Annotated in this window: 9 protein-coding genes and 2 pseudogenes; 7 read left to right on the plus strand and 4 right to left on the minus strand. The window is 68.9% G+C overall.

The window, feature by feature from the left end:
- Positions 1-661 precede the first annotated feature (661 nt).
- Positions 662-865, minus strand: a pseudogene (locus ACZ303_RS24835) (hypothetical protein); the annotation flags it as partial.
- A 123-nt stretch (positions 866-988) separates the two neighbouring features.
- Between ACZ303_RS24835 and ACZ303_RS24840 the strand changes: the two are divergent.
- Together ACZ303_RS24840 and ACZ303_RS24845 are read left to right on the plus strand one after the other, a co-directional pair.
- Entirely contained in the window at positions 989-1,276 is a 288-nt protein-coding gene (locus ACZ303_RS24840; RefSeq protein WP_467342491.1) for a hypothetical protein, read from the plus strand.
- Between the two features lie 188 nt (positions 1,277-1,464).
- Positions 1,465-2,718 carry a protein-glutamine gamma-glutamyltransferase gene (locus tag ACZ303_RS24845; RefSeq protein ID WP_467342492.1) on the plus strand — a complete coding sequence of 418 codons (1,254 nt, stop codon included), beginning with the start codon at positions 1,465-1,467 and terminating at the stop codon, positions 2,716-2,718.
- Between the two features lie 109 nt (positions 2,719-2,827).
- Here ACZ303_RS24845 and ACZ303_RS24850 read toward each other — a convergent pair whose 3' ends face one another.
- Positions 2,828-4,585, minus strand: coding sequence for a ricin-type beta-trefoil lectin domain protein (locus ACZ303_RS24850; protein ID WP_467342494.1), 1,758 nt, complete (start codon positions 4,583-4,585; stop codon positions 2,828-2,830).
- A gap of 797 nt (positions 4,586-5,382) precedes the next feature.
- Here ACZ303_RS24850 and ACZ303_RS24855 point away from each other — a divergent pair.
- The 3 genes and pseudogenes from ACZ303_RS24855 to ACZ303_RS24865 form a co-directional block, all read left to right on the plus strand.
- Positions 5,383-5,817, plus strand: a pseudogene (locus ACZ303_RS24855) (LysR substrate-binding domain-containing protein); the annotation flags it as partial.
- A gap of 118 nt (positions 5,818-5,935) precedes the next feature.
- Positions 5,936-6,727 (plus strand): alpha/beta fold hydrolase, encoded by a 792-nt coding sequence (locus tag ACZ303_RS24860; RefSeq protein ID WP_467342495.1) that lies wholly within the window; start codon positions 5,936-5,938, stop codon positions 6,725-6,727.
- 207 nt (positions 6,728-6,934) lie between these two features.
- On the plus strand, positions 6,935-7,861 hold the full coding sequence (locus tag ACZ303_RS24865) for a recombinase family protein (protein WP_467342497.1): 927 nt from the start codon (positions 6,935-6,937) through the stop codon (positions 7,859-7,861).
- Positions 7,862-8,328: 467 nt separating this feature from the next.
- On the opposite strand, the gene ACZ303_RS24870 is transcribed toward ACZ303_RS24865, so the two are convergent.
- Positions 8,329-9,294 (minus strand): LysR family transcriptional regulator, encoded by a 966-nt coding sequence (locus ACZ303_RS24870; protein WP_467342498.1) that lies wholly within the window; start codon positions 9,292-9,294, stop codon positions 8,329-8,331.
- 633 nt (positions 9,295-9,927) lie between these two features.
- Here ACZ303_RS24870 and ACZ303_RS24875 point away from each other — a divergent pair.
- Entirely contained in the window at positions 9,928-10,347 is a 420-nt protein-coding gene (locus ACZ303_RS24875; protein WP_467342500.1) for a nuclear transport factor 2 family protein, read from the plus strand.
- Positions 10,348-10,590: 243 nt separating this feature from the next.
- The gene (locus ACZ303_RS24880; RefSeq protein ID WP_467342502.1) at positions 10,591-11,328 is read left to right on the plus strand and encodes a dienelactone hydrolase family protein; all 738 of its coding nucleotides are present in this window, start codon (positions 10,591-10,593) and stop codon (positions 11,326-11,328) included.
- A gap of 263 nt (positions 11,329-11,591) precedes the next feature.
- On the opposite strand, the gene ACZ303_RS24885 is transcribed toward ACZ303_RS24880, so the two are convergent.
- Positions 11,592-12,527, minus strand: coding sequence for a hypothetical protein (locus ACZ303_RS24885; RefSeq protein ID WP_467342504.1), 936 nt, complete (start codon positions 12,525-12,527; stop codon positions 11,592-11,594).
- Positions 12,528-12,540 lie beyond the last annotated feature (13 nt).

The following is a 12,540-nucleotide window of genomic DNA, read 5'->3' on the forward strand; positions in this document are numbered from 1 at the left end:
GCCGCACCCGGTGACGCTGGAGGTCGACCTCGGCGACCTTCACCGTTCTCACGACCCCCGGCCGGAGCTGGTTGATCAAGGACTGCATGCGAGGGTCAGGGGCTGGCTCGGACATGGAGGTGAGCCCAGTCGGCGCCGACCGCACTGGTTCCAACTCCCGTGGCCAGGTTCCAACTACCATGCCCCGGCTCACGACTTTGCTGACCGCTTCTGAACCAGAGTGGCCAACTGAAACGCTCAGTGGCCAACTCGGGTGCTCAGTCACAATGGTGCGACTGAGCGCCGTACCTGGCCAGACCCCCGTGAGGCCGTCGCACTCCGGCCCGGCGGGCGCTGCGCCAGGGCGGGCACCACTCCTTCAGGGGACGGCGCCGCCGGGCGCTGTCGCCCATCATGATCAGACACACTCACCGCCGCAGGGCTGGCCGTGGCCTCCCTCGCCCTGGCCACGGACGCCACGTCCGCTGCACCCGCACCCGCCCCGGCCGCCGCAGTCCAGCCTGCCTTACGCCAGCCTCATCGAGGTCTTCCGGGGCCGGGCGCAACCGACGCCGGTGTCCGTGCCGCGCGGGAGTGGATCCCCCCGGAGTCGCACTCCTGCGCGGCGGGAACAGACCCACGACGGTGTCCGCTCACACTCCGCTCGCGCCCGCAGGCCGGGGCCCTTCGGCGGGCACGGACTGGGCAGTAACTCACTGTCGAACACCCCCTGCTTCTTGCCAAGCTTCGCTCGGAACAGGTCACGTGGCAAAGGTCGACGAGCCAGGAGCCGGGCAACTCCGCCTTGCCCACCGGCTGCTCGAGTCCGACCACGCAGCCGTTCGCGCCAGCGGCGAAGGCCATGTCAGAGGTCGATGCCGACCAAGCGGCCAGATACCGCCCTGCGTGACAGGTTGGCCGGTTCGAAAGCCATGATGTTGCCGGGGAGTCAGCACAGGGGCACGATCACTGTTCGTATCAACCTGATCACTCATCCAGGAGCCGAGAAGTGATACGCAGAACCGCTCCCCGCACCCTCACCACATTCGCCGTGACCACGACCCTCGCCCAGCCTCTCACCCAGGGAGCCCAGGCAGCCGCCCCGGGCACGCCCGCCCCGGCGACCGGTGCCACGATCAACACAGGCGACGACAGTCCCTTCCGCTGGATGGAACTGGACGGCCTGCGGGCCGACTTCCCGTTCATGCGCTCCCGCGCGCGCGTCGAGGTCCGCTACGGCGACCCCGATTACCCGGGCCGGGCCCGCGTCGTCGCCTCGGCGACGACCCTGATGTAGCGAGCGTCCCCGACCGGGCGACCGAGTCGCGCGCCCGGCCCGCCGACGGCCACCACGGTCATGACCGGCGAAGACCGCGCCGCCGGCGCCATCTCCCGCATTCGTCTCGCCGCAACCCCCTCCCATGCATCGTGCTCTCGCATGCCCTCGTTCCACGAGCCTTCACCACAAGGGAGTTATTGATTTCCATGTACAAACGTCGGAGATTTCTCGCCTTCGCCACTGTGGGTGCGGTCGTATGCACCGCTGGATTGACGCCGGCGGTCAGCCAGGCCGCCGGCGGCGATGGGAGGGAGAAAGAGTCCTACGCCGTGACGCACGGCCTGACGGCGGATGATGTCAAGAACATCAACGCACTGAACGAAATGGCCCTGGCCCTGGGTCAACCTGGCAAGCCTCCGGTGGAATTGCCTCCGGGTGCCAGCACACCCTCCCGGACCCCCGACTCTGTCGACGACAGGGAAACCCCTCCCGCCGAGCCGCTCGACAGGATGCCTGACGCGTACCAGGCCTACGGAGGCAGGGCCACTACGGTCGTCAACAACTACATACGCAAGTGGCAGCAGGTCTACAGTCACCGCGACGGCAAGAAACAGCAGATGACCGAAGAGCAGCGAGAAAGGCTGTCCTACGGTTGCGTCGGCGTCACGTGGATCAATTCGGGCCCCTACCCGACGAACAAATTGGCGTTCGCGTTCTTCGACGAGAACAAGTACAGGAACAACCTGGCCAACACCAGCCCCCGGCCCAATGAAACGCGGGCGGAGTTCGAGGGTCGCATCGCCAAGGCCAGCTTCGACGAGGGGAAGGGGTTCAAGCGGGCGCGTGATGTGGCGTCCATCATGAACAAGGCCCTGGAAAACGCCCACGACGAGGGGACTTACATCGACAAACTCAAGGCAGACCTCACGAACAAAAATGATGCCCTGCTCCACGAGGACACCCGCTCGAACTTCTACTCGGCGCTGAGGAATACACCGTCCTTCAAGGAAAGAAACGGAGGCAACTACGACCCGTCCAAGATGAAGGCGGTGATCTACTCGAAGCACTTCTGGAGCGGGCAGGACCAGCGGGGCTCCTCCGACAAGAGGAAGTACGGCGACCCGGAAGCCTTCCGCCCCGACCGGAGTACCGGCCTGGTCGACATGTCGAAGGACAGAAGCATTCCGCGTGGTCCGATCAACCCTGGCGAAGGCTGGGTCAATTTCGACTACGGCTGGTTTGGGGCTCAGACGGAAGCGGATGCCGACAAAACCACATGGACCCACGGCGACCACTATCACTCGCCCAATAGCGCCCTGGGCCCCATGCACATACACGAGAGCAAGTTCCGGAACTGGTCTGCCGGATACGCCGACTTCGACCGCGGAACCTACGTGATCACGTTCATACCCAAGAGCTGGAACACCGCCCCGGACAAGGTGGAGCAAGGCTGGCCGTGACAGGCCGGCACAACGCCCTCTGCCGACTTCGGCCGTGGGCCCCGCTGCCCGGGAATGGGGTGATGCCCGGCCGCACCAGCCGCCGGGCATCACCGGTGCACCGCGGGTGTCAGTCCCCCGTCTCGTCGGGTCCGGCGGAGGGGTCGAAGGGTGCGAAGAACCAGCGCTGGGAGGCGCGGCCGCGTTCGCACTGGTTGGCGTTGACGATGTCCGTGCCGGTGTTGGCCGACAGCTGGTCCAGGTCCAGGCAAGGCTCAGTGCCGAGGACGCGCTGGTCGTTGCGGAGCCGGAAGGTGTTCTCGGCGGCCGGCTCCACGTGCCAGGTCTGGGCGCGGGAGCCGTTGCAGGCCCGCAGGTCGAGGCCGAGCAACCCGTCGTTCGGGACGTTCGCGTCCGTCTCGATGCAGAGGCCGGTCGCCGTGTCGCGCATGCGCAGCCGCTCGGCGCCGACCCATTCGGGGATCCACTTCTCCTCGTTGGGCGTGGGCTTGGTGCGGTGCGGGTGGGCGCGCACGCGGGTGCCGCTGAGCCCGCGGGGTTCGCCGGCCAGCATCCGGCCGGTGCGGACGTTCTCCAGCCCGAAGGGGCCGGGGTGGGCGATGGACAGGTCGCCCGCGAAGAAGTTGGCCCTGGGGTCGGAGTCGGCGGGGGGACCGAGGAACCAGTGCTGGCTGTCCTTCGCCTTGCAGGGGTTCAGCTCGAGGCCGTAGAGGTCACGCGGGCCGGTCGACGTGCCCGCGTCCAGGCACAGTCCGAGCGGGATGTTGCGGATCTGGTACTGCTCGTTGCCGAACGAGAGCAGCCGCCAGCGTTGGAGGCCGCTCTTTCCGCAGTCGAACATGAGGGGCTTGCCGTGGTCCCGGCGGTCCGGCAGGCTGGAGAGGCACCTGCCCTTGGGGAGCCGGATGCGGACGGCTTCGGTCCCGTTGAATTCGAGGTCCCAGCGCTGGGCGAACCCTCCGTTGCGCTGGTTGGTGAGGGCGGGCATGCCGTTGAGCGCGCCCCCGCCCAGGGCCTCCAGCGTCCCGCCGCTCTGCATGTTCTCGATGTGGCGGGGGCTGGTGAACAGGGGCTGCGGCTCGCCGCCCGCGCGCATGCCGCCGACGGCGACGGCATAGTGGTCCGCGGAGGCGCCGTTGAGCCGCCGTCTCGGGTGGTCCGGGATATTGACGGACGCCACCACGTAGTCCAGCTCGCGGCGGCCCTCGTGGGTGGGCAGACCGGTGGCGTAGGCGTGGGCGCCGGGCGGGAGGGCGAAGTTGCCCGGCTCGTTGTTGAAGTCGGCCCCGACGGTCCACGACCGGCCCGGTACCTGGTTCACGAAGGCCGCGATGCGGGCGAGCATCACGTCCGACTCATTGGTCGGGTTGTTCCTGCTGGTGGGCCGGGCATGGAAGGTGAAGTACCAGTCGTCGCCGAACCGCACCCCGAGGGCGGCCCGCCCGTCGGCGATCGGGCTGGGCACGGCGGCCACCTGGTCCGGTGTGCGCTGCGTGACGACGGCGACGTTGTTGCGGCCGCCCTCGTAGCGTCCGCCCATGCGGTCGGTCTGCAGGAAGTAGACCTCGTAGTCCGCGGACCTGTACGTCCAGCGGTGGTGCTGGATGTATCCCGCCCGGCCGACCTGCGGCAGTCCCGCAACGGGGGTGGTGCTCTGGAACCTGCCGGGCGGCGTCGGACCTGCCTCCTGCAGGGTCACGATCTCGGCGGCCTGGATGTAATTGCCGACTGTGGTCGTCCACTTGCTGTCCTGGCCGCTGGTGGCACCGAGCATGTTGTACGTGATGAGCGGAGTGCTGCGGAGCGGCGAGGCCTGCGCGGGCGCTGTCGGCAGGACCGCGATCGCTGCCGACGCGACGACCGTCACCAGGGCGGTGAGGTCGGCGACCGGCCGGCGGCGCGGCTTTCTCGCGGGGTGTGCCGGCGGCTTCGCACGTCGCTTCGATAAGGGGCGGAGTAATCGCCTCATGTCTCTCCCGTACGTCGGGTGGCGCTCTGTCGCGCACCGACTCTCTGGCGATCCAAGTCACCTTGGCGAGATGGAAGTTACTGTCCAGAATCCTGTCTATCGAATCCGGGAGTGGAGTTTCCAGGGGGTCGGTGGAAGAGAGAACGCGTCCTCGGTCACGCGCTGCCGTGCCGACACCGGCGAGCGATCCCCGGAGCAGCGATCGACCCACCTTTGCAGGCCAGAAGTATCGCGATCCGGGTCGCCGCGACGGTGGCCTCGCCTCGGGCACGGGCTGGCTCGGCCTCGGCCAGCTGGGCCGGCCTTGTGAACCCCTCGGGGTCGCGGACCTCGGCCATGAACGGGGCCAGGTGGTTGTGGGTGCGGTGATCATCCAGGCCAGGTCGGGACGGATGACATCGCCGCGGACCAGCATCAGCAGCCCGGAGGTCAGGTCAACACGCACATACGACCGCGACGGCCCACTCTGGCCAAGAAGCGCAGCGGGAGATCTGTCCAATCCGCGCCGGGGATCTACTCGGCGCGGCTGCTCTTCCAACGCTGCTGCCAGGTCTCCCCTGGGAGGCTGGACAGCCAGCTCAGAAGCTTTGTGAAGACCCTGAAGTTGTGAACCTCGGCGACCCTCCCAGTCACGACCTGCCCTCGTTCGAACACGAGGAGGAAGGCCCGCAGGGCCGGAATCTCGCACGCCCTGGCGCAGAGGCCTGGCCCTCGCCTCCGACGACCCCTGGGCCCGCCGCCGCGGCGTCCGCCTGGCCGAAGTCGCCACCCGCACCCTCGCCATCGACCGCCGCACCGGCACCACCACCTTGAACCTGTGGCCCGAGACGGAACGGCCCGGCGCCGAGCACGTCCACGACATCGACGACTGGCTCGCCGCCATCGCCTCCGGCCACTGCGTCGGCGTCACCCCCCAGGCCACCGCGGCCCAGTGCCGCCCCGACGGCATCACCTACCGTCCTCTGCGCGACGCCGAGCCCGTCCCCGTCCACCTCATCTGGCGCCGACAGGATCCCCACCCCGCCACCCGCGCCGCCGTCGCCCTCGCCCTCGCCCTCGCCCTCGCCCTCGCCCTCGCCCTCAACCTCTACCGCACAGACCACCAAGGCCCGACACGCTCTCGCAGCTGAGCCGTGGCGGTCTATCGCCACAGCTTCCCCCGCGCCCGTGACCTCCCGCTGTTCACGACCGCTCAAGACCGGAGCGGAGTACCGTTTCCGCCCACACCGGAGTTGAGGAACCCAGCCGATGACGTACACGACGACACCCGACGGGACCCGCATCGCCTACCAGCTCCAGGGCAACGGAGCGCCACTCGTCCTGTTGGCGGGCCAGGCCAACAACCACCACTGGTGGGACCCGGTCCGCACCGACTTCCACCCCGCCCGCAGCACCCTCACCCTCGACTACCGCGGCACCGGCGACAGCGACAAGCCCGACACCCCCCACAGCACCGAACTGTTCGCCCAGGACGTCATCGCCGTCCTCGACGACCTCGGCATCGACCGTGCCGACGTCTACGGCACGTCCATGGGCGGCCGTGTAGCCCAGCAACTCGCCGCCCGCCACCCGCACCGAGTCAGCGCCCTGGTCCTCGGCTGCACCTCACCCGGCGGCCCGCACAGCATCGAACGCGGCAACGACGTCCGCCAGGCCCTGGCCCAGTCTCAACCTGGAGCCGCGCGGCAAGCCCTGCTGGAGCTCATGTACACACCCCGCTGGCTCACCGACCACCCCGGCCCGCACCACACCCTCGGCGACCCCCGCATGCCCGCCCACTCCCGGCGCCACCACCTCGCAGCCAGCAACCGGCACAACGCCTGGGACCTCCTGCCCGGTATCAGCGCACCCACCCTGGTCCTCCACGGAACCGACGACCTGCTCAACCCCACCGCCAACGCACCCCTGCTCGCCGACCGCATCCCCGACGCCCGACTCCACCTGATCCCCGACGCCCGCCACGCCTACTTCGAGGAAGCCCGCACCGACGCCAGCCCCCTGGTCCTGGACTTCCTCACCGCTACCTCGCACCAGCCGTAGAAGCGCGGCGGGCCGCCCGCCGCTCAGCGGACCCGAGCCCTGCCTGTCGTCAAACGATCGTTTGCCGACAGGGCGGCCCGCGCGTCCAATGAACCCGTGCAATCCGGGGGTTCGCGGAGGCGCGAATCCAATCAGATCCGATGGTGATTGCTGACAGGGTTTGACGACAGATTGGGTCCATTCTTCCGTACGGAAGGGGGCCCACGAGTGGCGAACCTGGTCTACAAGCGGGTCTCGACCGACCAGCAGTCGACCGCCCGGCAAAACCTCGTCCCGGACGAGGCAGGCATCGAGGACCCGGTCGTCTTCGAGGAGGACCCGGGCACCTCCAGCCGCCTCCACCCCCTCCAGCGGCGGAAGTTCCGCGAGCTGCTGACGTACGCGCGGCCGGGCGACACCGTACACATCTCCGAGATGTTCCGCCTCGTACGCGGCACCGGGCACATCCTCGACGTGCTCGACGTCCTCCACCGCGACCAGCTCGCCCTGCGCATCCACGACGGCGCGTTCTCGGCGATGGACCTCACCGCCCGCCACCCACGCACCGGCGAACTGCTGTCCACCGTGAAGTTCATGGTGCAGACCCTCGCCGCCGCCGGCGAACTCCAGCGCGACCTCCAGCGCGAGCTGACCTACGACGGGCTGCGCGCCGCCGAGGCCAAGGGCAGCAAGGGCGGGCGCCGCCCCGCCGTGGCGGCCGAGAAGGCCGGCGACGTCCGCAGCGCGTACCTGGAGGGCCGCTCGATCGCCGCCCTCGCCCGCGAGCACGAGGTCAGCCGCGGCGCCATCCGCACGGCCGTCGCCGACCTCCTGCCTGACCACACCGCCATCGAGGAGGACGTCCCGGCCCCGGAGCTGCCGGTCACCCTCGACATGCCGGGCAAGGTCGCCGACTTCCTCCACTCGGCCGACCTGGAGGCCGCCGAGCGGGCCGTGCTCGACCAGGGGGTGACAGTACGGCGCGGCCAGGGCTACACCCTGCGCGTCACCGCCGCCCCCGCCGTGCACCGCAGCCTCCTCACCCGCTGTCAGCCGCTCGACGGCGGTCATGGCGTCCCGGCCATTCCGGCCCAGCGCAAGGCCCGTCGCGAGTACGAGAACCGCGTTAGCACCCTCACGTCGATCGGACCATGATCGTTCTCAGCGCCAACCCCTGTACCGATGTTCCCCGAGGCCGTAGAGGTACGTGGGTTCAGAGAAACTGAAGGTTGTTCACCGCGAACCCACGGGTGGATCTCCTGATTCTGGCGGTTGGGCCCGCGGGTTCGTGGTCAACCCCGCTGGGCCGGACTCGGGGTGTGAAACTGGCGACCTCGCGAATTCGGGAGTCGCGTATTCCTCAGTAGTCGAGGCCTCACGGTCACCGTGAGTGGTCACCGAGAGCATAGTGGCGCCAGGTTCTTCCGGCCTCTTCGGTGAGGCGGGCGGTGGCGAAGTGCGTGGCAGCCGAGCCACCGTGCCACGACCGGAGCCGGGGCTTGGAGGACAAGGCGGCGGATCGCCGCTGTGCGTCCGGGCGGGGTTGGGAAGCCCAGGTGGTGGAACCGAAGTTCCGGAGCGTTCCGGCAGCATCCGGCGGGCGAAGCCCGGGGGTGGTGCGGTCAGGCTGGATGGCGGGTCAGTGCGTTGTGGTCGGCAGGCGGCAGCCAATGGCTCGCCGGGTCGTACTCCAGCCAGCCGCCCGTACGTGCGCAGTCGACAAAAGCGTCCAGCAGCAATGGCAGTTGTGGGTGGCGCACATCGGTGCGCCACAGCAGGTGCCAGGCGTACAGCGGAGTCGGGTCGGCCATGGGCAGCGCCCGTACTCCGCTGCCGTGCGGGATCTCCACTTCGGTCGGGAGGATCGAGAACAGCTCCGGGCGGTCGTGCAGTTCGTCAAGGAATGCGTCCAGCCCCAGATTGGCGCCGCCGAAGTCACAAGGTACGTCGAACTCCTCGGCGAATCGGCTCAGGAAGGTGACCTTCTGCGGTGCGGCCGGGAACCAAAGGCGGTTGCTGCGCAGGTCGGCCGGGCGCACGGTGCCGCATGCCGCCATCGGGCTGTTCTCGCTCATGACGGCCTTGACCGGCTCCAGCCGCACCAGACGGCTGGTGAGTCCGGCGGGCCACGGCTCGTCGAGGGCATGCACGCGGCCCAGCGCCACGTCGATCTCGCCGGCGCGCAACGCGGCGAGCGCCGCGGAGAATCCTGGACGAGGACCGATCTCGATCTCCACATCCGGTACCGCGCGGACCACCGCACGGATGGTGCGCAGCGGCGCGAACATCAGGCCCCATACGCTCACCCGCAGCGGGGGTCGGCGCTCCTCGCGGGCGGCGGCGACAGCCGCGTCCCCGGCGCGCAGCGCTTCCGTGGCCGGGGCCAGGAAGCGGCGCCCGGCGGCGGTCAGCTCCACGCCGCCCCCGGCACGCCTGAACAGCTGGACCCCGAGCGTCTCCTCGAGGCGGGCGATGCGCTTGGACAGCGCCTGTTGGCTGATGTGGAGTCCGGCCGCGGCTTGGCCGAAGTGCAGTCGCCGCGCTGCTGCGACAAATGCCCTCACCTGCGCCAGGTCGAGATCCACCACCCTCACCTCCCCTGACAATCAGCGGTTGTCGACTCCGCCGAATGGATGTTGGACACCCCTGCCCACCAGGTGTTTTCCTTGATTTCAGCCAGTCGCGGAGCACGGAGGAAACCGACCCTTCGCAAATCAACCGAAGATCAAGGAGTGTGTCATGCCCGCCGTTGTGCAGCCGGGACGGGGGATGCGATGAAGGCGCTGCTGCCCACTGGACGGGCTGTGAGCCGGTCGCTCTCGCCGAGGCCGATAAGCCGGCGTCCGCCCCACCGAACCAAGCCCTGGTCGAGGTCGGGCCGTTCTCGGTCAGCCGCAGTGAGTTCCTCCAGCTCGACGGGGTGCTGGCCGTCGGCGACCGGCCGGGGAAAGGACATCGCGGGACTCGTCCAGACCGCCGCCGACGGCAGTGGGCCCCAGGCGGGTCAACGTGTTGTGGGCCACCCGTCGGCCGCTGGGTCGACGGAGTACGCGGCCGTTTCCACCGATGCGCTGGCCGTGCTGCCGCAACGGGTGTCCGCGATCACGGCAGCACCACTGCTGCTGGCGGGACCCTGCGCGATCGCCGCATCCGCGGCAACGCGGTATTCGCCATCGCCTGACCTGCTTACCAAACCGACAGGAAGCCCACAGGAGTTCACCATGCGCACCAACGATCCGAAGGCTGTCGTCGTCCGCTATGTCGAGGCAGTGATCGCCGGCGACATCACGGCGATCCGCGACAGCTTCGCCGAGGACGCCACCTGGACCTACCCGGGCGATGTGCCGGTACTGTCGGGTACGTGGACCGGGCGCGACGTGATCGTCGACGACTTCCTCGGCGCCGCGGCCGGCAGCCTGTTCGTCCCCGGCAGTGTGACGATCGAACTCACCTGGATCATCGCCGAAGGCGACCAGGTGGTCGCCGAATGGACCGCCAAGGCCCAGGCGGTGAACGGCGGGACTTACGACAACCGCAACATCGGAGTCTTCACCGTCCGCGACGGACACATCAGCGCCGTCCGCGAGTTCACTGACACCCACCACGCGGCTACCGTCCTCGTCCCCCAGCGCGCCGCCTGAGGACCTCACCCGACGCAGATGAGTAGCGATGACGGCTGGTGCCCCGACCTCCACCATGCTCGAACTGCCGGTGCTCGCACCACAGTTCATGGAGGTTCCGAGATACGCGCCACAGGGGCAACGGGATGATGTTGAAGCCCTGAGCGCCGGGCCCGTCCCGTATTTCAGAGGGACACCCGTGCTGTTCTGCCAGCGGCAGAACACCGGCCGGACCGGGCTCGACGACCACTACAGTCCAGTCTCATGACGAAGATTACGACGCGTACGGTCGAGTACCCGGCCGACGGTTTGACGATGATCGGGCACCTCGCGCTTCCGGCCGGTGTCGACCGCCGGCCCGCGGTGCTGCTCGGACCAGAGGGCATGGGGCTCAGCGACGTCGAGCGCCGCCGGGCCGACGCTCTCGCCGAGCTGGGATATGTAGCGCTGGCCTTCGACCTTCATGGCGGGCGCTATTTGGGTGACCCCGAGGAGATGCTGGCCCGTTGCATGCCACTGCTCGCTGATCCCGACCGGATGCGGCGCATCGGCCACGCGGCACTCGACGAGTTGCGCACCGAACCGCGGACCGACCCCGACCGGATCGCCGCCATCGGCTACGGCACCGGGGGCGCCATCGCGCTGGAACTCGGGCGAGGCGGCGTCAACCTGCGCGCGATCGGGACAGTCAACGCAACTACCACGGGCCGACCGGGCGAGGCGGCGCGCATTCGCTGCCCGGTGTGGGCCGGGGTCGGGTCGGAAGACCCGATCATGCCGCCCGCGCAACGAAACGCGTTTACCGCTGAGATGCAGGCCGCGGGCGTCGACTGGCGCCTCGCGGTCTACGGCGGAGCCTTGCACGCCTTCCACCACCCGCCGGTCGACCACCCCGTGGTCCCCGGCGTCGGCTACCACCGACAGCACGCGCAGCGAGCCTGGCGCGACGTCGTCGACCTGCTCGCCGAGTGCCTGCCCGTGACGGAGGACCTGGGGGCATGACCCCAGGCAGACATGCTGGTGCCAGGCCTGGTCGGCGTCGCGCACTGACAGTCTCCTCCCCTCAAGCCCTCACAGCAGACCCGCATTCGGACAGTTGTGCGGTCGCGGAGACGTGTTCCCAACTACCGCAGTAAATACCGGATTTACTGCGGCGGAGCCCTGGCCGTGATCGTCGCGACCTGCGGCGGACCGTTCCAGGGGGCGAGATGTATGCTTTTACTGCGGCGTCACTGTGCTGACCACGCGTAAAGCCGCATCAGGATCTACTCATTGCCTCCTTGCCGCGTATCTCGGCTGAACCCCGACTCGGCGGCCTGTTCCAGCAGGGCTCGTGCGGAGTCCGCGTAGCGCATCGCGGTCTTCTCGTCGAGCCCGAAGACCTCCGCGAGATGGAGTGGGTCAGGCCCGTGGGTCAGGGCTTCTTCGAGTCGCCGGTCAACGCGAAGCCGCTCCAAGGTGGCGTCCTGTCCTCGCATCGGAGCACTGATCCAGTGGTTGCTGGCCCGGCCGGTCGTGTTGGCGGTCTGGTTGTTGATCAGCAGGTGGAGGTTCGCGGTGCTCGGCCACCGGCGTCGCCGGTGGTCCAGCCAGTCCGTCAGGAGCTTCAGGGTGAGGTCGTCGAGAGGCCGGGCGCGTCCGGCGTTGGTCAGCCGGCGGTTGCCGAGATCGACGTCGTCGAGCACGAGGGCGGCGATCTGGGCGACCCGGGCGGCGTGGACCGCCGCGAGGGCGAGGACGAGCCGCGCCGCCGGCGTCAACGCAGCCGCGACGGAGCGCTCGACCTGTTCGGGGAGGAGAGGTTGCAGCACGGCGTACTCGTTCTGCCCGACCTTGATCCGGCTGGTGGGGTTGCGGAAGATCAACCCCTGCCGTTTGGCCCAGGTGAACAGAGACCGCAGGGCGACGAGCTGGTCACGTCGCTGATGACCGTGCAGCGTCTTGACGTGGGCGAGGACATCGTCGCGAGTCACCTCCCGCAGGTGGTCGTAGCGGTTCGACCACTCCAGCAGGGCCGGACGGACCTGGGCGAACGCCGCAGTCACGACTACGTCCGGGCCGGCACCACGGCCCTCTTCGCCGCCCTCGAGGTCGCCACCGGCAAGGTGATCGGCTCCCTCCACCGCCGTCACCGGGCGGCGGAGTTCAAGAAGTTCCTCACGAAGCTCGACAAGGAAGTTCCCGAGGGCCTCGACGTCCACCTGATGCACGGAA

The organism is Streptomyces sp. NPDC023527, from assembly GCF_055560115.1.

Excerpts from the sequence above, each read along its gene's own strand:
- ACZ303_RS24845 (WP_467342492.1), top strand. The coding sequence starts at position 1,465 with ATGTACAAACGTCGGAGATTTCTCGCCTTCGCCACTGTGGGTGCGGTC.
- ACZ303_RS24880 (WP_467342502.1), top strand. The coding sequence starts at position 10,591 with ATGACGAAGATTACGACGCGTACGGTCGAGTACCCGGCCGACGGTTTG.
- ACZ303_RS24860 (WP_467342495.1), top strand. The coding sequence starts at position 5,936 with ATGACGTACACGACGACACCCGACGGGACCCGCATCGCCTACCAGCTC.
- ACZ303_RS24875 (WP_467342500.1), top strand. The coding sequence starts at position 9,928 with ATGCGCACCAACGATCCGAAGGCTGTCGTCGTCCGCTATGTCGAGGCA.